The sequence below is a fragment of the Devosia geojensis genome, assembly GCF_000969415.1.
Lineage (GTDB): Bacteria > Pseudomonadota > Alphaproteobacteria > Rhizobiales > Devosiaceae > Devosia > Devosia geojensis.
Genome location: NZ_JZEX01000134.1, coordinates 1 through 17,790, shown reverse-complemented (window position 1 = coordinate 17,790; position 17,790 = coordinate 1). Strand labels below are relative to the sequence as shown.

23 protein-coding genes, 1 tRNA gene and 1 pseudogene are annotated in these 17,790 nt (G+C 67.0%); 13 read left to right on the top strand and 12 right to left on the bottom strand.

Annotated features, from left to right (window positions below):
- Positions 1 to 100: 100 nt before the first annotated feature.
- From VE25_RS16280 to VE25_RS16260, 5 genes are all read right to left on the bottom strand, one after another.
- The gene (locus tag VE25_RS16280; protein ID WP_046109706.1) at positions 101 to 1,234 is read right to left on the bottom strand and encodes an ABC transporter permease; all 1,134 of its coding nucleotides are present in this window, start codon (positions 1,232 to 1,234) and stop codon (positions 101 to 103) included.
- Complete coding sequence (locus VE25_RS16275) at positions 1,231 to 2,196, bottom strand: ABC transporter ATP-binding protein (protein WP_046109705.1); 966 nt, start codon at positions 2,194 to 2,196, stop codon at positions 1,231 to 1,233. The genes VE25_RS16280 and VE25_RS16275 overlap by 4 nt, the downstream gene beginning before the upstream one ends.
- Positions 2,193 to 3,143, bottom strand: coding sequence for an HlyD family secretion protein (locus VE25_RS16270; RefSeq protein WP_052732032.1), 951 nt, complete (start codon positions 3,141 to 3,143; stop codon positions 2,193 to 2,195). The genes VE25_RS16275 and VE25_RS16270 overlap by 4 nt, the downstream gene beginning before the upstream one ends.
- Complete coding sequence (locus tag VE25_RS16265; protein ID WP_046109704.1) at positions 3,140 to 3,778, bottom strand: TetR/AcrR family transcriptional regulator; 639 nt, start codon at positions 3,776 to 3,778, stop codon at positions 3,140 to 3,142. Before VE25_RS16265 ends, VE25_RS16270 begins: the two co-directional genes overlap by 4 nt.
- 464 nt (positions 3,779 to 4,242) lie before the next feature.
- A complete protein-coding gene (locus VE25_RS16260; protein ID WP_083989001.1) occupies positions 4,243 to 5,343 on the bottom strand; it encodes a YihY/virulence factor BrkB family protein in 1,101 nt (366 codons plus the stop codon).
- A gap of 157 nt (positions 5,344 to 5,500) precedes the next feature.
- On the opposite strand from VE25_RS16260, the gene VE25_RS16255 reads away from it, so the two are divergent.
- Positions 5,501 to 5,932, top strand: a complete 432-nt coding sequence (locus VE25_RS16255) for a DUF2948 family protein (RefSeq protein ID WP_046109703.1) — start codon at positions 5,501 to 5,503, stop codon at positions 5,930 to 5,932.
- A 41-nt stretch (positions 5,933 to 5,973) separates the two neighbouring features.
- Here the strand turns inward: VE25_RS16255 and VE25_RS16250 are convergent, their stop codons facing one another.
- Positions 5,974 to 6,732, bottom strand: a complete 759-nt coding sequence (locus tag VE25_RS16250; protein WP_052732031.1) for a lytic transglycosylase domain-containing protein — start codon at positions 6,730 to 6,732, stop codon at positions 5,974 to 5,976.
- Between the two features lie 388 nt (positions 6,733 to 7,120).
- Between VE25_RS16250 and hisD the strand changes: the two genes are divergently transcribed.
- The 6 genes and pseudogenes from hisD to yacG all read left to right on the top strand — a co-directional run bounded on the left by hisD (position 7,121) and on the right by yacG (position 10,637).
- The gene (hisD, locus tag VE25_RS16245) at positions 7,121 to 8,413 is read left to right on the top strand and encodes a histidinol dehydrogenase (RefSeq protein WP_046109702.1); all 1,293 of its coding nucleotides are present in this window, start codon (positions 7,121 to 7,123) and stop codon (positions 8,411 to 8,413) included.
- A 17-nt stretch (positions 8,414 to 8,430) separates the two neighbouring features.
- Positions 8,431 to 8,910, top strand: a pseudogene (locus VE25_RS23775) (UPF0262 family protein); the annotation flags it as partial.
- Positions 8,908 to 9,387 (top strand): arsenate reductase ArsC, encoded by a 480-nt coding sequence (locus VE25_RS23770; RefSeq protein ID WP_280136843.1) that lies wholly within the window; start codon positions 8,908 to 8,910, stop codon positions 9,385 to 9,387. The pseudogene VE25_RS23775 and the gene VE25_RS23770, both read left to right, overlap by 3 nt.
- A gap of 76 nt (positions 9,388 to 9,463) precedes the next feature.
- Complete coding sequence (gene infA, locus VE25_RS16235; RefSeq protein WP_046109701.1) at positions 9,464 to 9,682, top strand: translation initiation factor IF-1; 219 nt, start codon at positions 9,464 to 9,466, stop codon at positions 9,680 to 9,682.
- Positions 9,683 to 9,764: 82 nt separating this feature from the next.
- Entirely contained in the window at positions 9,765 to 10,403 is a 639-nt protein-coding gene (locus VE25_RS16230; protein WP_046109700.1) for a Maf family nucleotide pyrophosphatase, read from the top strand.
- 18 nt (positions 10,404 to 10,421) lie between these two features.
- Entirely contained in the window at positions 10,422 to 10,637 is a 216-nt protein-coding gene (gene yacG, locus VE25_RS16225; RefSeq protein ID WP_046109699.1) for a DNA gyrase inhibitor YacG, read from the top strand.
- A gap of 172 nt (positions 10,638 to 10,809) precedes the next feature.
- Here the strand turns inward: yacG and VE25_RS16220 are convergent, their stop codons facing one another.
- Complete coding sequence (locus VE25_RS16220) at positions 10,810 to 11,571, bottom strand: SDR family NAD(P)-dependent oxidoreductase (protein WP_046109698.1); 762 nt, start codon at positions 11,569 to 11,571, stop codon at positions 10,810 to 10,812.
- A 167-nt stretch (positions 11,572 to 11,738) separates the two neighbouring features.
- On the opposite strand from VE25_RS16220, the gene VE25_RS16215 reads away from it, so the two are divergent.
- Positions 11,739 to 11,814: transfer RNA gene (locus tag VE25_RS16215), tRNA-Phe, on the top strand.
- Between the two features lie 12 nt (positions 11,815 to 11,826).
- Here VE25_RS16215 and VE25_RS16210 read toward each other — a convergent pair.
- The 3 genes from VE25_RS16210 to VE25_RS16200 all read right to left on the bottom strand — a co-directional run bounded on the left by VE25_RS16210 (position 11,827) and on the right by VE25_RS16200 (position 13,310).
- Positions 11,827 to 12,231 (bottom strand): RidA family protein, encoded by a 405-nt coding sequence (locus VE25_RS16210; protein WP_046109697.1) that lies wholly within the window; start codon positions 12,229 to 12,231, stop codon positions 11,827 to 11,829.
- A gap of 141 nt (positions 12,232 to 12,372) precedes the next feature.
- Entirely contained in the window at positions 12,373 to 12,975 is a 603-nt protein-coding gene (locus tag VE25_RS16205; protein WP_201776102.1) for a DUF1697 domain-containing protein, read from the bottom strand.
- A gap of 131 nt (positions 12,976 to 13,106) precedes the next feature.
- Positions 13,107 to 13,310 (bottom strand): YMGG-like glycine zipper-containing protein, encoded by a 204-nt coding sequence (locus VE25_RS16200; RefSeq protein ID WP_046109696.1) that lies wholly within the window; start codon positions 13,308 to 13,310, stop codon positions 13,107 to 13,109.
- A 375-nt stretch (positions 13,311 to 13,685) separates the two neighbouring features.
- On the opposite strand from VE25_RS16200, the gene rnk reads away from it, so the two are divergent.
- From rnk to VE25_RS16175, 5 genes are all read left to right on the top strand, one after another.
- The gene (gene rnk, locus VE25_RS16195; RefSeq protein WP_244466960.1) at positions 13,686 to 14,120 is read left to right on the top strand and encodes a nucleoside diphosphate kinase regulator; all 435 of its coding nucleotides are present in this window, start codon (positions 13,686 to 13,688) and stop codon (positions 14,118 to 14,120) included.
- A gap of 109 nt (positions 14,121 to 14,229) precedes the next feature.
- Positions 14,230 to 14,496 carry a hypothetical protein gene (locus VE25_RS16190; protein WP_046109694.1) on the top strand — a complete coding sequence of 89 codons (267 nt, stop codon included), beginning with the start codon at positions 14,230 to 14,232 and terminating at the stop codon, positions 14,494 to 14,496.
- Complete coding sequence (locus tag VE25_RS16185; protein WP_046109693.1) at positions 14,489 to 14,851, top strand: hypothetical protein; 363 nt, start codon at positions 14,489 to 14,491, stop codon at positions 14,849 to 14,851. Before VE25_RS16190 ends, VE25_RS16185 begins: the two co-directional genes overlap by 8 nt.
- Before the next feature lie 87 nt (positions 14,852 to 14,938).
- A complete protein-coding gene (locus tag VE25_RS16180; RefSeq protein ID WP_046109692.1) occupies positions 14,939 to 15,184 on the top strand; it encodes a hypothetical protein in 246 nt (81 codons plus the stop codon).
- A gap of 90 nt (positions 15,185 to 15,274) precedes the next feature.
- A complete protein-coding gene (locus VE25_RS16175; protein ID WP_046109691.1) occupies positions 15,275 to 15,694 on the top strand; it encodes a DUF6766 family protein in 420 nt (139 codons plus the stop codon).
- A 68-nt stretch (positions 15,695 to 15,762) separates the two neighbouring features.
- Here VE25_RS16175 and VE25_RS16170 read toward each other — a convergent pair whose 3' ends face one another.
- Positions 15,763 to 16,428 (bottom strand): YiaD family glycine zipper/OmpA-like lipoprotein, encoded by a 666-nt coding sequence (locus VE25_RS16170; RefSeq protein ID WP_046109690.1) that lies wholly within the window; start codon positions 16,426 to 16,428, stop codon positions 15,763 to 15,765.
- Positions 16,429 to 16,508: 80 nt separating this feature from the next.
- On the bottom strand, positions 16,509 to 17,279 hold the full coding sequence (locus VE25_RS16165; RefSeq protein ID WP_046109689.1) for an SDR family NAD(P)-dependent oxidoreductase: 771 nt from the start codon (positions 17,277 to 17,279) through the stop codon (positions 16,509 to 16,511).
- Positions 17,280 to 17,790: the final 511 nt, after the last annotated feature.

Sequence of the window (17,790 nt, the reverse complement as noted above, 5' to 3'; positions counted from 1 at the left end):
GAAGTAGCGGTGGCGGACCGACCCACCCTCACCCTCATCCCTCCCCCTCGAGGGGGAGGGAGGCGAAGGAGCCGCCGATTCCGATAGAGCCTGACGTGCCCTAATCCAGCGTCTGCCGATACCGCAGCATCGCGATGAATGTGATCACCACAAGGATCACCGTCAGCGCCAGGAATTCCCCGGAAACGTCGGGCACCTCCGCCCCCTTCAGCATCACCTTCCGCACCAGCCGGATGAAGTGGGTCGCGGGCACGGCCGAGCCGATCGCCTGCGCCCATTCCGGCATGCCGGCGAACGGGAACATGAAGCCCGAGAGCAGCACCGAGGGCAGGATGGTGAAGAAGGAGAGCTGCATGGCCTGCATCTGGTTCCTCGCCGCCGTCGAGATGAGGAAGCCCAGCGCCAGGTTGTCGAGGATGAAGAGGTTGAAGCCGATGAAGAAGGCGAGCATCGAGCCATCGAACGGCACGGCAAAGAGCGCGGCGGCGGCGGTGACGAACACCAGCGTCTGCACGTACCCGACGAGCACATAGGGCAGGATCTTGCCCAGCATCACCTCGAAGGGCCGCACAGGCGTCGAGATCAGCATCTCCATGGTGCCGCGCTCGCTCTCCTTGACGATGGCGACGGCCGTGATCATCACCATGGTCATGGAGAGGATGATCGCGAGGAGCCCCGGCACGATGTTGGTCGAGGTGCTCCCCTCGGGATTGTACTCGCGATGGACGACGACCGAGAAGGGCTGCGCGGTGCCCGCCAAGCTCGAGAGCGGCCCGGTCAGCGTCTGACGCACCGCCCCTTCTATAATGCCGTTCATCGCCGCCACCGCCCCGCCGATGGCGGTCGGATCGGTGGCGTCGGCGGCGACGAGGATCTCGGGCTTGAAGCCGCGCATCACGTCGCGCTCGAAATCGTGCGGAATGACGACGACGAAGTTGGCATCGCCCCGCCGCAGCGCCCGCTCGCCGGCCGCCGTGCCCTCGACGGTGCCCTGGAAGTCGAAATAGGTCGAGGTCTCCATCCCCGCCAGCACCGCGCGCACCAGCGGCCCGTCGTCGTTCATCTCGACGAGGGTCGGCAGGTACCGCGGGTCGGAGTTGATGGCGTAGCCGAAGAGGAGGAGCTGGATGATCGGCAGGCCGATCATCATGCCGAAGGTGATGCGGTCGCGCCGCATCTGGATGAACTCCTTGACGAGGACGGCGACGAACCGCGCAAAGGAGAACGCCGTCATGGCCGGGCCTCCTCCTTGCCGGTCGCGAAATTGTCGCGCGCGCCCGTCATCAGGTAGATGAACGCTTCCTCCAGCCCCGCCGCCTCCTCGCGCCAGCGGTGCGTACCCTCGGCCTCGAGCTTTTCGACCGTTTTCGCCAGCGCCGCCCGGTCGGTGCCCGAGACGTGGAGAGAGGCGCCGAACCGCGCCACCTGCGCAACGCCCGGCATGCCTTTCAGCCGCTCCTCGAGCGCGGGCAGGTCCGGGCCCTCGGCGCGCCAGGTCGAAAGCCCGACCATTGCCGGGATCTCAGCCGACGGCCCGTCGATCAGCTTCTTGCCATAGGCGATATAGGTGATGAAATCGCACTGGATGGCCTCGTCCATGTAGTGGGTCGAGACCAGCACCGTCACGCCCTCCCCCGAAAGCCGCCGGATCTCGTCCCAGAAGTCGCGCCGCGCCTTGGGGTCGACGCCGGCGGTCGGCTCGTCGAGCATCAGGAGCTGCGGATCGTGGATGAGGCAGGCGGCGAGCGCCAGGCGCTGCTTCCAGCCGCCCGAGAGCGTGCCGGCGAGCTGGTGGGAGCGGTTGGCGAGCCCCAGGCCCTCCAGCGCCTCGTCCACGCGGCGTTTCCTCTCCTTGACCTTGTACATGCGCGCGACGAAATCGAGGTTCTCGCGGATCGTCAGGTCCTCGTAGAGCGAGAACTTCTGCGTCATGTAGCCGACTTCCTCCTTGATGCGCGGCGCCTGCCGCCGCACGTCGAAGCCCAGCACCTGCCCCTCGCCCTCGTCCGGCGTCAGCAGACCGCAGATCAGGCGGATGGTCGTCGTCTTGCCCGAGCCGTTGGGCCCGAGGAACCCGTAGATCGCGCCCTTGGGGACGCGGATGTCGAAATGGTCGACCACCCGCTTGTCGCCGAAGGATTTGGTCAGGCCCCGAACGTCTATGACCGGCTCGCCATTGGCGGCGGGGATGCTCATGGCGCCGGCCGCACGTTGACCGGCTGGCCCGGCAGGAGGTTGCCCGGCTCGGCGACGACCGCCTCGGCCATGAACACCATGCGGCTGCGTTCCTCGCGCGAATAGATGATCGGCGGGGTCGTCTGCGGCTCGGCGGAAAGATAGGTGATGGTGCCGGTGATGCCCGCCGGGCACCCGTCGCAGGCGATTTCGACCGCCTCGCCGCGCGCCAGCGCAGCCCGCCGGTCCTGGTCGACGAAAAACCTGGCCTTGAGCGAGCCGTCGGGCAGCACGGAGATCACGGGCGTTCCCGCCTGCGCCATCTCGCCCGGCTTGAAATAGACCCTGTCGACGACACCGGCGACGGTCGCGCGCACCTCGCGGTCGGCAAGGTCGAGCTCGGCCCTGGCCGCCTCCGCCCTTGCGGCGGCGAGCTCGGCCTCGGCGGCCACCTGCTGGGCGGAGCGGGCGGGCAGTTCAGCCACCTGCACCTGCGCCTGCAGCTGCATCACCTGCGCCTCGGCGGCGGTGGCCGCCGCCCGGTCCTGGTCCAGGCGCACCCGCGGGATCGTGCCGGAGGCAAAGAGCCGCTCGCTGCGTTCCAGGTTCGAGCGGGCGAGCGCCAGGTCGCTCTGCGCCTTTTCGAGGCTGGCGCGGATCACCTCGATCTCCTCGTTGCGGCTGCCGGTCATCAGGTTGGCGAGCGTTGCCTGCGCCGCCGCCACCCGCGCCCTTGCCGCATCGACCAGCGCCTGCTGCTGGCCGGTGGCGAGGGTGAAGAGCACGTCGCCTTCGGCGACCGCCTGCCCCTCCTCGACCGCGAGGGACGCCACCGTGCCGGAGGTGGTGGCGGCCGCGTAGACGTAGTCCGCCTCGAGGTAACCGGAGAATCCGTCGCTCGGCCCCTGCGCGAAGCCGGGGAAGACGAAGGCGAGCGCCGCCATGATGGCTGCCAGGATCTCGTTCATTTGGTGTCCTCCCGGGCACTGAGGCCGTCGAACAGAATGGAAAGGTGGTTCTCGACCAGCCGGTCGAAAGCGAGGCCGTCTTCCGGCCGGATGCCGAAGATTTCGGCGAGCATCACATGCAGCACGAGAGGACCGATGACGCTGCGCAGCGTCAGGTCCGGGTCGTGCGGACGCAGGTAGCCTGCGTCCATGCCGCGCTGCAGTCGCTCGCGCAGCACCGGAATGACCCGGTCGAGCACCTCGCGCCGGTACATCTCGGCTATGTGCGGAAACTGGGCCACCTCGCGCATGATGAGCCTCGGCACCGCCATCACCTGCGGATCGGAAAGGCGCATGACCAGGAAGCGCATCACCGTCGAGATGGCGGTGCGCGGATGCCCCTCGAAACTCGAGATTTCGGCGATGGCCCTGTCGGCGACGGGGGTCACCGCCCGCAGCACGATCCCCTCGATCAGCGCTTCCTTGGATGGAAAGTAGAGGTAGACGAGCCCCTTGGAGACGCCGGCGCGCCTGGCGACGTCCTCGACCTTGGTCGCCGCATACCCGCGCTCGACGAAAAGCGCGAGCGCCGCATCCAGCACCTCGTCGGGCCGCGCCTCGGCCCGGCGGCGGAATTTCGGCGGTTTTTCGGGCATGGAAGGACCTCGCTGTTCGTGCCTTCCCTCTCGTATATAACTGACTGGTCAGTCATTAGCAAGAGAAATGTGGGAGGGGTGGTCAGGCGACGGGCGCGGTGCAGGGCTCCGGTGGAGTGACGCTCGGTGGATATGCGGATGGCGCTGCCCCGCATGAGCACGGCACGAATCCCGTCTCACCCACCGGGTGTCATCCCGGCCAAAGCCGCGACCCAAAGCGCTGGCCAGGCGGTTCCGGGCCGCGACATGTTTCCACCGGGTCATTCCCGCGAAAGCGGGAACCTCTGTTCGTATCGCCGAGCCTGCAAACGGAGGTCCCCGCTTTCGCGGGCCTGGCCCGGTGAGGTGGCAGATATCGCGTTAAAGCCGCACCTGCCTCGTTTACTGGGTCCCGGCCTTCGCCGGGATGACACCCGGTGGTTGGACCTGGTCCGGTGGCAAAGCACTCCCGGCCGCAAGCGTGGCTACTCCCCCTCCCCGCGCCGATGCCGCACCTCCGCCACGGCCGCGGCCAGTGCCACCAGCGGCAGCAGCAGCACCCAGCCGCCGAGGATCGGGCGGTGCGGCCGCGCCACGTGCCGCGCGCCGGGCCGGGCCGGAGCCACGGTATCGGCCACGTGTGCCCCGCGCGCACCCATCGGCAGCTCGGGGCCTGTCGTCGTGTCGCGCGCGGTCTGGTGCTCGGTCTCGGCGTTGAGGGCGGCCCCGAGGATGACCATGGTCACCGACAGCCATACCCAGGTGAGGAAACCCACCAGCGCCCCGAGCGACCCGTAGGTCGCGCCGAAATCGGCCAGGTTGGCCGCATACCAGGAAAAGACCAGCGAAACGACGACCACCCCGACGATGGCAATGAGGTTCCCCGGCGCGATCCAGCGCCAGCGCGCGTCCTGCCGGCTCGGCCCCAGCCGATAGAGCGCGGCGAGCCCTATGACCAGCACCGCCAGCATCGCCGCATAGCTTGCCGCCCGCACCAGCCAGTCGACGCTGCCCCCGAAGGCGAAGGCGCGCAGCACCGGCGGGATGACGACGACCGTGGTGATGACGATGATCGCCGCGACCGTCCCGGCGACGGTGAAGCCGAGCGCCAGGAGGTTCACCTCGATGATGTTGCGCTTCTCGTTCTCCTTGTAGGCCGCGTTCATCGCCTCGAAGAGCGCGCGGAACCCCGCCCCCGCGCTCCAGAGCGCAATGACGAGCGAGACGAGGAAGGTAAGGCTCAGCGTACCATGGTCCTCGCTCGTCAAACGCACGAGCTGTTCGCGCAGGATGTCGAGCCCGCCTTCCGGCAGGATGCCGGAGAGCAGATCGACCTGGTCGACCACCTGGGCCGGGCTGTTGAAGAGGCCGTAGAGCACCACGAAGCAGTTGAGCGTCGGCACCATGGCGAGCAGCGAATAATAGGTGACGCCGGCCGCGTTCAGCATCACCCGGTTCTCCAGCACCGACCAGAACAGGCGCCAGCCGATGTCCTTCCAGCCCTCGAGCGGAATGGCGGCGGGCCGCGCCGCTTCGCGCCCCCGCCCTGGCTCGCGGGCGCGCTCGAAGTCGATGCTGTCGATCATGGCGTTCGTCCCCCGTGCTTCGTCGATGAGGCCAACGGCCGGCGCGGGTGCTCCGTTCCCGCCGAGGCATTGCCGGCCCCATCCGAACCTTGTAGACCGGATCGACAGCGACCAGATAAGCAGCACCGAAAACCGGCCGAAGGACCCTAAGAGCCCCATGACCGACCTCAAGCTGATCGCGCTCGATGACGAGGACCTGCAGGTCATTTCCGCCCATGTGCAGGATGCGGTCGTACGTGTCGGCGACATGGGTTTTGCGCGCAGCGACCGGCGCTTCGCGCTGCTCATGAACCGCTTCGACTGGGAAAGCGACAAGCCGCGCGCCAAGGGGCTGCGCAAGCGCGCCGCGCTCCATTTCGATTCCGTGCAGGCGGTCAAGAGCACCGGCTTCGACACCAACGCCCATGACGGCGTGCTCGAACTGCTTGCCATCACCTTCATGCCGACCGACGGGCCGGCGGGGATCGTCGAATTGAGCTTTGCCGGCGGCGGGGCCGTGCGCCTCTCCGTCGAGTGCCTCGAGGCGCGCTTCGCCGACCTCGGCGCCGCCTGGGCCGCCAAGCAGAAGCCGCAGCACGCGCTGGACTGAAAGCCGCCATGACGGCCGGGCGATCGGCGCCCGACCTCGCATCAAGGGGCGTTCTTCTGCACGATGCAATTGCCGCCCGCGGCGAGCAGGCGATCGCAGAGCGCACTCGCTTCCTCGCGGCTCTGCCGGCCGACCATGGCCGAAAAGCGCAGACGGTTGCCGAAGTTCGGATTGCGGACCGAGATGAGCATCAACTGCTCGTTCCCCAGGATCTCGCTGAACCGCGATCGGGTGAGATCGAATCTCGAACGGGCGAGATCGGCCGAAGCGTTCTGGGCGATGAGGATACCCCAGGGCTGCCAGTTGGCCGGGCTGATGGTGAGGTCGGGCGTGCGCACCGAGCGCGCCATATCTAGGCACGCCGTCTGAAAGTCCACCTCATCATCCAAGGTGTAGTCCACGCCATCGGGTGGGCTGGTGAGCCAAGTTTCGACCGGCTCGCCGGTGATGATCATCACGTAGTTGCGCGTTTCAAGCGGTAGCGGACCGCCGCCGTTGGCGACATAGCGCTCGATGCGTCCCTCGCCCGCGTTGTAGGCGGCGGCCGCTAAGCCGAGGTTCCCGAACTTCTGCTCGAGGAAGCGCAGGTATTCGGCCGAGCGTGCCAGGGCTTCGGCGGGATCGAAGGGATTGCCGAGGCTGCGCAGCCGCCCGGTGCTCGGCATGAACTGCGCGATGCCCTGCGCGCCCGCCCCGCTGAGCGCTGCATGATCGAAGCGGCTCTCCTGCCAGATGAGCCTAGCGAAAAAGCCTTCCGGCAGGCGCCAATGGCGGGCATAGGTGGCGATAGCCTCGCACACGTCGGGTCGATAGCTTTCCTCGGCGATGCAAACGTCCCGCGCGCCCAGCGTAAAGCAACTGGCGAGCTCCTGCGGGGGTGCTTGCGCGTGACCCGGTTGAGGCACGAAAAGTGCCAGGCACGCCAGCAACCGCGCGAGAGAGCATATGCGGAACACAGATAGCTCCGTTTTCCGAGGCGGATCCGGACTGCCCCTGCGGGTTATGCGAGGTCGCAGGTCTCGTCGCAGATCAGCATGTGCCGCGCTTTACGTCCAGCCTCTCGCATGTCCGATCCAGGGGTAAGGATCAGGACCGCGTCGCCGGGACCACCATGCGCAGTGGACACGGAACCCCGACAGCCACTAGAAACGTCATCGACATCTGACCGCCTCAAGGACACCGCACTCCATGCCGCTCCGCCTCGACAGCCGGCAGGCCGATTTCGACACCGCCTTCGCCGCTCTCCTCGCGAGCAAGCGCGAGACGTCCGTGGAGGTGGGCGATACGGTCGCCGCGATCATCGCCGACGTGCGGGCGCGCGGCGACGAGGCGGTGGCCGAGCTGACCAACAAGTTCGACAAGGCCGGCGTTACCCCCGAAACCCTCGCCTTCAGCGAGACCGAGATCGACGCTGCCGTGGCGCGCGTCTCGCCCGAGGTGATGGCCGCGCTCGAGACCGCGCACCAGCGCATCAAGGCGCACCACGAAAAGCAGAAGCCGCAAGACCACATCTACCAGGATGCCCTCGGCGTGACGCTCGGCACCCGCTGGACGGCGATCGAGGCCGTCGGCATCTATGTGCCGGGGGGCCTTGCCTCCTATCCGTCCTCGGTGCTGATGAACGCAGTGCCCGCCAAGGTCGCGGGCGTCGACCGCATCGCCATGGTCGTGCCGACGCCCAACGGGCAGTATGCGGCCGCGATCCTCGCCGCCGCCAGGATCGCAGGGGTCACCGAGATCTACCGGATCGGGGGGGCGCAGGCCGTCGCTGCGCTGGCCTACGGCACGCAATCCATCCCCCGGGTCGACAAGGTCATCGGCCCCGGCAACGCCTATGTCGCCGCCGCCAAGCGGCAGGTGTTTGGGCAGGTCGGCATCGACATGATCGCCGGCCCCTCCGAGGTCCTCGTCATCGCCGACGGCTCGGCCAATCCGGCCTGGGTTGCCGCCGATCTCATCGCCCAGGCAGAGCACGGCATGGGCGCGCAGTCGATCCTCGTCACCACCGAGAAGGGCCTTGCCGACGCGGTCGTCGCCGAGGTCGACCGGCAACTGGCGCTCTTGCCGAAGCAGGAGATCGCCCGCGAAGGCTGGGAGGAGTTCGGCGCGGTGATCACCGTCGCCTCGCTCGACGAGGCCGTCCCGCTCGCCAACCGCATCGCTTCCGAGCACATCGAGCTCGCGCTCGACGATCCGCAGCAATTATTGCCGCGCATCCGCAATGCCGGGGCGATCTTTCTCGGCCACCACACCCCCGAGGCCATCGGCGACTATGTGGGCGGCTCCAACCACGTGCTGCCGACGGCCCGCTCGGCCCGCTTCGCCTCCGGCCTCGGCGTCCTAGACTTCGTCAAGCGCACCTCGATCCTCGGCTGCGATCCGACCTCGCTCGCCGCGCTCTCGCAGGCCGCGATCACGCTTGCCGAGGTCGAGGCGCTCGACGGGCACGGGCGGTCGATCTCCATCCGGCTCAATCGGTAGGGAGAGCCTCGGGAACTATGGCGGGCTACGCGTTCAAGCAGACGGACCGCCTCGTCACCGTCACGCTCGACCCCAACACCATCACCTCGATCAATCCCGACGAGGTGCACGAGTGGCGCATCGCCATCTACGATCTCCTCGAGGCCAACCGCTTCGCGCCGGCGCGGGTGTCGTCGCACGGCCCTTACGCCCTTCACGTCTCCATCGTCGGCAACTCCATCGTCCTTGACGTGCGCGATCCCAACACCTTCCAGCCGATCGCCGCGCACTATCTCTCGCTCACCCCGTTCCGGCGCCTCATCCGCGACTATTTCCGCATCCGCGAGAGCTATTACGAGGCCATCCGCTCGGCCCAGCCGTTTCAGATCGAGACCGTCGACATGGCCCGGCGGGGCATCCACAACGAGGCGGCCGAGCTCCTGCGCACGCGCCTCACCAACAAGATCCACATCGACCTCAATACCGCCCGGCGCCTCTTCACCCTCATCTGCGCCGTGCAGCCCTATGCCAGCCGCATCGACGAGCGCGCCAGCGCCCTGCCGACCGTGCTCTTCGTCTGCTCGATGAACTCGGTGCGCTCGCCCATCGCCGCGGCCCTCGCCCGCCAGGCGTTTCCGGGCCGGCTCATCTCGCGCTCGGTCGGCGTCCATGGCGGCAAGGCCGACAGCTTCGTCCATGACGTGATGGAGGAGATCGGCATCGACATGTCTGTGCACACGCCCCACACCATGGACGAGCTTGCCGCCACCCGCTTCGACCTCGTCGTCACCCTCTCGGACGATGCCCGGCAAGCCGTCGAGGAACAGGGCCTCGAGACCGGCGCCATCGAGCACTGGCCCGTCGCCGATCCCTCCCTTGTCGACGGCAATCGAGATACCATATTGAGTGCGTACCGCGCCTTGAGGGACGATCTGCGCCAGCGCGTTCGCGCGCGGCTGGAAACGCTCGTTTCGAGTGGTTCACAAACCACCTGAATTCCTATAGGTTGCGCGCCAACTTGGCCCGGGCGCAGCGAAATATCGCGCGCCGCGGGTCTTTTCAGGAGATACGATGGCGAAAGAAGAAGTGCTCGAGTTTCCGGGCGTGGTGATGGAATTGCTTCCTAACGCGACCTTCCGGGTCAAGCTCGAGAATGACCACGAGATCATTGCCCACACCGCCGGGCGCATGCGCAAGAACCGCATCCGCGTGCTTGCCGGCGACAAGGTCCTGTGTGAGATGACGCCTTACGACCTCACCAAGGGCCGCATCACCTACCGTTTCAAGTAACGGCATGGTCCCGTGCGCAAAGTGCGGCGGATTGCTGTAAAACTTTGTCGAACTGTGACGATCCGTTTTAAAGGCGTTGCGCATGGCTAGCCGCCCGGACCTGATTCTGGCTTCGGCCTCGCCGCGGCGCCTGGCGCTCCTCAACCAGATCGGTATCGAGCCCGAGCATCTCGTGCCCGCCCATGTGGACGAGACGCCCGAGAAGGGCGAGCTGCCGCGCCGGCTGGCGCAGCGCCTCGCCGACCTCAAGGCCCTGACCGCGCAGCACAAGGCGCGCCAGGCCGGGTTCGCCGACAAGGCCCTGGTGCTCGCCGCCGACACGGTCGTTGCCGTCGGCCGGCGCATCCTGCCCAAGGCCGAGACCATGGAAGAGGCGGCCGACTGCCTCGCCCTCCTTTCGGGGCGCGCCCACCGCGTCTATACGGGCCTCACCCTCCTCACCCCCTCGGGGGCAAAGCGGCAGCGGCTCGTCGAGACCCGCATCCGCTTCAAGCGCCTTTCGGGCAAGGAGATCGAGGCGTACCTCGCCAGCGCCGAATGGCAGGACAAGGCCGGCGGCTACGCCATCCAGGGCATTGCCGGCGCCTTCGTCGTCAAGCTCGTCGGCTCCTATTCGGCCGTCGTCGGCCTGCCGCTCCTCGAAACGAGCGCGCTCCTCACCGGCGAGGGCTATATCGTTCACACCAACTGGCTGAACCAGGCGACGCTCACCGGGGTTTAAGCCGGGTGAGGTTCCCAAATGCCTGAAACCCAAACCATCGCCAAGCCCTGCCCGATCTGCGGCAAACCCTCGGTCGAGAAGTACCGCCCCTTCTGCTCGAAGCGCTGCGCCGACGTCGACCTCAACCGCTGGCTCTCGGGCAGCTACGTCATCCCCGCGACCGCCGATCCCGAGCCCGAGGACGGCGACGACGTCCCGACCCACTCGCGCGATCCCGAGGATGACAACATCTAGCGACTGTCATCGGAGGCATACCCTCCACTGGGTCATCCCCGCGAAAGCGGGGACCTCCGTTTGCAAGGCCGGCACAATGAAACAGAGGTTCCCGCTTTCGCGGGAATGACCTGTGGATATGGAACGCGTCGCGCAATCGCTCCAGCCGGTTTCCCCCGGCTGACAGCCGAACTCACGGCATCAGCTGCCCGCCGTTGACGTCGATGATCTGCCCGGTGATGTAGCCGCTCATCGAAGGCGCGACGAGGAACACGTAGGCGCCGACGCAATCCTCGGCGGTCCCCAGCCGGTTCATCGGGATTTGCGCCTGCGCGGCCTGCCGTACCGATTCGGGCGTCTCGTCGTGGAAGGGCGTGGTGATGAAGCCGGGTGCAACCGTGTTGACGCGGATGCCGTAGGGCGCGAACTCGCGCGCGGCGTTGCGGGTGATCGAGTGCACGGCCGCCTTGGCCGAGGCATAGACCGTCGAGCCCGCAAAGCCGCCGAACCGCCCCGCGATCGACCCGGTGTTGACGATGGCGCCCTGGCCGCCCGCCTTGAGATAAGGGAACGCCGCCTTGGTCGTCGAGAGCACCGAGCGCACGTTGAGGTCGTAGACCTTGTCGTACATCTCGTCGTCGAACGCCGCGTTCGTCACCCGCTCGAGAATGGCCCCGGCATTGTTGATGAGGATATCGAGCCCGCCGAGCGCGGCCACCGCCTCGTCGACGATCCGCGCCGTCTCGATCGAATGGCTGACGTCGCCGATGACGACCGCCGCCTTGCCGCCGGCGGCCTTGACCTCTTGCGCGACCGTGCGCGCCGCGTCGGCATTCGCGTTCCCGTGCACCGCCACATGGACGCCCAAAGCTCCGAGCGCGCGCGCCACCGCCGCGCCGATTCCCGTCGAGGATCCGGTGACGAGCGCCCGCTTGCCCTTCAATTCCTCCAGCACGTCACCCTCCTCTGCCCACGCCGCCTGCGGCAAAACTATCCGGGTTCCGCGCGCCCCTGACAACCCCGTTGCAAGACCGTTGAAAATCCCCCCGCGCCCGCTTGCACTGGCCGAATCCTTCCCCTATAACCCGCCCATCTTCGCGCCGGGCACCGCTCCGGAGGCAAGCCCAGGTAGCTCAGTTGGTAGAGCAGCGGATTGAAAATCCGCGTGTCGGTGGTTCGATTCCGCCCCTGGGCACCATTCTTTCCGTCCTCAGCTCAACACGGCCGTCGCCTCGATCTCGATGAGGAAGTCCGGGTTGGCCAGTCCCAGCACGCGTATGGCGCTGACCGTGGGTGGGTTGCGGATCTGGCCGGCGCGTTTCATCCATTCGTTGAAGCCCGGCGTGATATCGCCCTCGCCCTTGATGTAGAGCCCGACGCGGACCAGGTCGTCGAGCGTGCCGCCCGCCGTTTCGAGCACGTTGATGAGATTGTCGATCGCCCGGGCGGTCTGTCCCGCCAGATCGTCGCTGACGACATTGCCGGTTTCGTCGACGCCGTTCTGGCCGCCGATGATCAGGGTGCGCATGCCTGCGGGAATGACGATACCCTGCGAGAACACCGGACTCTTGTGCATGTCCTGCGGGTTTATGTGTTCAAGGGTCGTTGCGGCCATCCCGGTCTCCTCCGACTGTTGTGCTTGCGTCAAGGCGGCTGGCGGGGTGGCGAGGCCCGCCGCTGCCGCCAGCATGAAAGTCCTGCGTCGTGGGTGTCTCATCCTCTTCTCCCTCAGTGGCGGCCGGAGCCGGGCCGCAGGTCAGCTTGCCCCGCCGGTCTGCTGCCTGACCATCTCCAGCAGCTTCATCGTCGTACCCCAGCTGCGGATCGTCATCGACTTGTAGAGCGGTGACGCCATCATCCGATTGAGCCGGCTCTTGGTTCGCCTGGCGCTGAGGCGCTGCGAGTAGATGACGCCGTCGCCCGGCCAGATCGTGTCGACGCCATCGAGCGGAGAGAAGGCGGGCAGCGCCTCGCCGGCGGTGATGCCCATCAGGAAGATGGCGTCGCAATGGTACATGTCGGGCACATCGCCGAAGCCGGCGGGCCTGTCGTCGACGATCGCCTGGAACCGCTTGCCGGTCAGCGCCAGGACCTTGACGGCCGAGCCGTCGAGCTTGAACGCAGCACCGAGCTTTTTCTCGATCGTCCGGGCGAGCGCGTCCTCGGCCAGCTGCGATCGCAGGATGACGTTTCCGCTCTGAATGTGGGTGGCGACGTTCCCGAAGCCCATCTCCTTGAGGAGCTGCCCGAGTTCGGACATCGGCACCATGTTCTTGCCGCCGACATTGATGCCGCGGAACAGCACCACATGGTTGGTCATCGCCGTCATGGTGAGGCTCATGCCAATTGGGTCGCCCATGCATGATGCCCCGCCGCGGCTCTCCCCGCCAGCACAAACCTCCGCAAAAAAGGGGCCCGGCGCGAGCCAGGCCCCATCCTTGCATCGCCCTTCCCGCAGGAGCTCCTGCGGGAAGGGCGAAAGCTCCAGGGCTAGTGGTTGGCGATCGCCACGCCGGCGGCGCCGCCGCCCGCGGCGCCGACGATGGCGCCCGGATAGCCGGCTACCGCACCGCCCACAGCCGCGCCCGCCGCGCCGCCGACGGCGGCACCGGTCATCGAGCGTTGTGTCGACGTGCAGGCCGCAAGGGACATCGCGCCGATGATGACGAACGCCACTGGGACAAGCTTTTTCATTGGTCTGGTTCTCCGCGTGAGACGAAAACAGGAACACCCCAAATCCCGGCTGGTTCCGCCGCCTGGCATCAACCCGGCAACTTGGTCATCTTGATGACCGCCACCGCCTATCGTCGGCCGCCATTGACTTTTCCCCGGCCGGCTCTAGTCTGCCGCCATGCATATCGAGGCCCCGCAATCGCTGGTCGGCACTAGGCGCGAACATCCTGTCGCAGGATCGCGTCCCTAAGGTCGTGGACGGGCGCTGCCGGCCTTAGGGTTTCCCCCATAAAGCTCTGACGTTTCTCTCGCGCTTTCGGGCCGCGCCGCCATTCCCACATCCTTCTTCCAGTACCGTGCCGTTCCGCGGCCGGTCGCGCACATATGGAGCGCAACGTGAGCAAGCTCAGCACTTTCAAACTCCAGCCCGAAATCCTCGTCGGCGAGAACGAGCACCGCAAGCTCCTGGTCCTCGCCCTCAGCGGCGTCGGCCACACCGCCGATGCCGCCGACGACCTGCTCTACGAGCTGGAACGGGCCCGCATCCGGCCCGACCATGCCCTGCCTCCGGATACCGTGCGCATGGGCAGCACCGTGCGCTATCGCACCGAGGCGGGCGAGACGCGCCAGGTGCGGCTGGTCTATCCCGGCGCAGCCGATATCTCGCAGGGCGCCGTTTCGGTGCTGACCCCGGTCGGCACCGCCCTCATCGGCCTGCGGACCGGCCAATCGATCACCTGGACGACGCGGGACGGACGCCGGAGCGTACTGACCATCCTCGAGGTCACCGACCCGTCCGAACCGGACCCGGAGTTCCCGTCCGCCGCCTAGGGCCAGTCGGCGGAAACCCTGCGCAAATCATTGTCGATGCTCGATTTCAAACTCCGGCCATGTTTCGGGTTAACCTGATCGACGTCGACCAGGGGAAGGAGGGTTGGCGATGCATTCCGATGTGCTGCGATATGGGCTGCTTTCGGGCCTGCGCGTGCTGATGCTTGCCGCCCTGCTCGCGGCCAGCCTCGGTACGGCGCTCGCGGTCGGGCTCGTTCTCGCCCGGATGGGACAATTGGGCACCTGCCAGGACGGCGCGTGTGAGCTGGCGGCGGCCGTCTACGTGATGCCGATCGGCGGCGTCGTCCTCTATTATGCGGCGCTCTTTGCGCTTTCCAGGTTCGCCCGCAGCAGGAGGAGCCGCACCGATGCCTAGCATCCGCCAATCCGAGGCAGGCAGGAAAGGCAGGGCACATCTTGCGAGCCTTGCGCTCGTGCCGTTCGTCCTCGTCCTGCCGGGCCTGGCCTCCGCCGAATCGCAAGGTGGAGTTGCCGACGCTCCCGAGCCCATTGCCAGGCTTGTCGGACTTTATACCGACGCCGACGCCAACTGCCGCCTTTCCATGCGCCACGATGCGCTGACGGAAGCCTCCTGCGCGGCCCGCTCGATATACGGGGCCGCGCTCAACGGCGAGGACTGGTGCTACGGCAAGCAGGACGAGCCGAACGCCACCATGGAATGGCACGCCTGCGGGCCGACCTCCCTGCGCTTTGCCGAGGAAGAGGAATAGGCAGCCGCCTCGTATGCCGCTCGCCATCCGGGTTGCTGCGGGAACGAAAGCCGCCATCTCCCGTTGCTTGCGGCAAGGAAGGCTGCAATGGCGGCGATCACCATACTCGGCGCAGTTCTGGTTGCCTGCGGGCTGGTGCTGATGGCGCTGGCGGCGATCCATCGCGGCCGTCTTTCAGACCCTCACGCATCGCCTGACGATCCGGCGGGCACGACGCTCGAGCCGCAACGGCGCGGGGTCGGCTTTCTCGGGCTCAAGGCCAATTGGCCGGGGCTGCTTGTCGCCGCCATCGGCGCGGTGCTCCTTGCCCTGCCCTTCTTCCTCGGCGGCTGACCACGTCCTCCACAGGACCGATTCCTGCTTTCCCCGCAACCCTTTGGGGTCGACCCGAGTTTCTCCGCTGCCCACACAGCGGAGGTTGAAATGCCCGGCTCGTCGATATGGAAAAGATACAGCTACGCCTGGGTGACCCTGGGCTTCTTCCTCATCTCCATCATCGGCCACTGGCTCTTCGGATGGTTCGCCTTCGTCGACGAGCAGACGGCGCACGGAGAAGTGCCGCAGGTCACACCCTATCTCGTGCTGATGATGCGCGACACGCTCGAGAACTGGCAGTCCGAGTTCCTGCAGCTGCTCTGGCAGATCGGGGGCCTGGCGCTCCTCCTCTATGTCGGCTCGCCGCAATCCAAGGAAGGGTCCGACCGGGTCGAGGCCAAGATCGACGAGATCCTGAAACGCGTCGATCCCAAGAACGGGGAGGCCATCATCACCGAGCTCGACGATGCCTATGCCGGTCGCCATACGGACCCGCAGTACCAGCAGCGGGCAGAACGACGCGAATAGGATTACCGGAACAAAGAAAAAGCCCGGGCGCCAGGCGCCCGGGCTTTTCGTTTGCGCAATCTGTGGCCTTAGCCCTGGATCGGCGAGAGCTTGATCTCGACGCGCCGGTTCTGGGCGCGGCCGGCTTCGTCGGCGTTCGAGGCGATCGGCTGGGTGGCGCCCAGGCCCTCGATATAGAAGCGGCGCTGGTCGATGCCCTGGTTGGCAAGGGTCGTCGCCACCGAAACGGCGCGGCGCTGCGAGAGGCCGAGATTGTATTCGGCGCTGCCGGTCGAGTCGGTGTGGCCGTAGACGTCGACGATGGTCCGGTCGAACTTCTTGAGGACCAGCCCGACCGACACCAGCGTCTGCATGAACTGCGGCTGCACCGTCGCGCTGTCAGTGGCGAAGGTGATGTTGGAGGGCATGTTGAGGATGATCTGGTCGCCGACGCGGGTGACCGAAACGCCCGTACCCTGCAGCTGGGCGCGCAGTTCCGCTTCCTGCTGGTCCATGTAGTTGCCGATGGCCGCGCCCGTCAGGCCCCCGACGCCGGCGCCGATCAGCGCCCCGATGCGCGGGTCGCCGCCCACGGCCGCGCCGACGAGGGCTCCGGCGAGGGCCCCGCCGCCGGTGCCGATCAGCGCGCCGCCCGCCGTGTTCGAAAGCCGCGACTGGCCCGTATAGGGATCGGTGGTGGTGCACGCGGTCAGCGCGAGAGCGGCGATCGAAGCCGCGATGATCCTGGATTTCATGAAAGTCCCCCTGACAAGAGAATCGCCCCTTGGAGCTTCATCTGAGATGCGAATAAGGCAGGATGGTGGTCGGGGCAACCTCAGCCGTTGGCCCAGCCGCCGTCGACGATGAATTGCTGGGCCGAGATCATGGCGCTGTCGTCGCTGGCAAGGAACAGGGCCATGCGCGCGCAGTCGTCGGGCTGCACGCGGCCGGCCAGCGCCTGCGCCTCGTCGATCAGCCGTTCGGCATCGGCGTCGACCCAGTGGGTCAGCTGGCGCTGCGTCATCACCCAGCCCGGGGCGAGCGTGTTGACGCGGATGCCGGATTTGCCGAGTTCGCGCGCCATGGCGCGGGTCAGCCCGTGGGTCGCGGCCTTGGCTGTCTCGTAGACCGGGATCTTCGGGCTCATGATCATCCAGCTGATCGAGCCGAAATTGATGATGGAGCCCTTGCCGGCCCTGGCCATGCCCGGCGCCACGGCCTGGATGGCGAAGAACGCGTGCTTGAGGTTGACCGCCATGCGGTCGTCCCAATAGCCGGGCGTCACCTCGTCCCAGTCGTGCCGCTGGTCGTGTGCGGCGTTGTTGACGAGGGCCAGCGCATCGCCATGGGCGGCGGCGAACCCGTCGATGGCGGCCTTGTAGGCCTGAGTGTCGGTCACGTCGCAGCGGATGAAGCGCACGGTCGCCCCGGCGGCGGCAAGCTCGTCGGCCAGCGTCTCGCCCGCCTCGGCCGCGATATCGACGAAGCCGACCTTGGCCCCTTGCGCCGCGAAATTGCGCACCAGCGATTCCCCGATCCCCAACGCGCCCCCCGAAATCACCACCGGGCGCCCAGTAAGGCTCGGATAACTGGCAAACTGCGGCATGATCGTCCCCCTTGCTCGTTCAGCCGGAACTAGCGTGGAAGTCGTTGAGGGGCAAGGGCGCTGAGTTCACGGCCATGCTGAGATGCGAATGAAACGGGTTTTCGGGACACTCCCGCCGCCACTCCCACCGGCTGTCATCCAGCGAAAGCCGGGGCCCAGCACACACTGACCGTTGGGCTCCAGCACCACCACCCTCACTACCCTCGGTATCACCCCGGCGCAGGGCGGGTTCATCCAGGAAGCAGCCGCACGTGGGTGGGCGAGTGAAGTCGGATTGAGGCACTCCCGTCTCCACCTCTACGGGCTGTCATCCCGGCGAAAGCCGGGACCCAGTAAACGATGGAGTTGCGGCTTGCCGCGAACTCCAGAACGGAAACTCCCGCCTTCGCAGGGGCGATACGGCGATAGCGGGAGCACCAGCAAGCGAACCGCTTGGCCGGCGTGTACTGGGTCCCGGCTTTCGCCGGGATGACAGGCAGCGGGTAGGGCAGACACCCCGCCCCAGGCACGA

Coding starts and splice junctions, on each gene's coding strand:
- VE25_RS16255 (WP_046109703.1), top strand. CDS start 5,501: ATGACCGACCTCAAGCTGATCGCGCTCGATGACGAGGACCTGCAGGTC.
- VE25_RS16280 (WP_046109706.1), bottom strand. CDS start 1,234: ATGACGGCGTTCTCCTTTGCGCGGTTCGTCGCCGTCCTCGTCAAGGAG.
- VE25_RS16230 (WP_046109700.1), top strand. CDS start 9,765: ATGGCTAGCCGCCCGGACCTGATTCTGGCTTCGGCCTCGCCGCGGCGC.
- VE25_RS16185 (WP_046109693.1), top strand. CDS start 14,489: ATGCCTAGCATCCGCCAATCCGAGGCAGGCAGGAAAGGCAGGGCACAT.
- VE25_RS16270 (WP_052732032.1), bottom strand. CDS start 3,143: ATGAACGAGATCCTGGCAGCCATCATGGCGGCGCTCGCCTTCGTCTTC.
- VE25_RS16205 (WP_201776102.1), bottom strand. CDS start 12,975: ATGGGCGACCCAATTGGCATGAGCCTCACCATGACGGCGATGACCAAC.
- VE25_RS16265 (WP_046109704.1), bottom strand. CDS start 3,778: ATGCCCGAAAAACCGCCGAAATTCCGCCGCCGGGCCGAGGCGCGGCCC.
- infA (WP_046109701.1), top strand. CDS start 9,464: ATGGCGAAAGAAGAAGTGCTCGAGTTTCCGGGCGTGGTGATGGAATTG.
- VE25_RS16260 (WP_083989001.1), bottom strand. CDS start 5,343: ATGATCGACAGCATCGACTTCGAGCGCGCCCGCGAGCCAGGGCGGGGG.
- VE25_RS16275 (WP_046109705.1), bottom strand. CDS start 2,196: ATGAGCATCCCCGCCGCCAATGGCGAGCCGGTCATAGACGTTCGGGGC.
- yacG (WP_046109699.1), top strand. CDS start 10,422: ATGCCTGAAACCCAAACCATCGCCAAGCCCTGCCCGATCTGCGGCAAA.
- VE25_RS16175 (WP_046109691.1), top strand. CDS start 15,275: ATGCCCGGCTCGTCGATATGGAAAAGATACAGCTACGCCTGGGTGACC.
- VE25_RS16165 (WP_046109689.1), bottom strand. CDS start 17,279: ATGCCGCAGTTTGCCAGTTATCCGAGCCTTACTGGGCGCCCGGTGGTG.
- hisD (WP_046109702.1), top strand. CDS start 7,121: ATGCCGCTCCGCCTCGACAGCCGGCAGGCCGATTTCGACACCGCCTTC.
- VE25_RS16190 (WP_046109694.1), top strand. CDS start 14,230: ATGCATTCCGATGTGCTGCGATATGGGCTGCTTTCGGGCCTGCGCGTG.
- VE25_RS16170 (WP_046109690.1), bottom strand. CDS start 16,428: ATGAAATCCAGGATCATCGCGGCTTCGATCGCCGCTCTCGCGCTGACC.
- VE25_RS16200 (WP_046109696.1), bottom strand. CDS start 13,310: ATGAAAAAGCTTGTCCCAGTGGCGTTCGTCATCATCGGCGCGATGTCC.
- VE25_RS16210 (WP_046109697.1), bottom strand. CDS start 12,231: ATGGCCGCAACGACCCTTGAACACATAAACCCGCAGGACATGCACAAG.
- VE25_RS16180 (WP_046109692.1), top strand. CDS start 14,939: ATGGCGGCGATCACCATACTCGGCGCAGTTCTGGTTGCCTGCGGGCTG.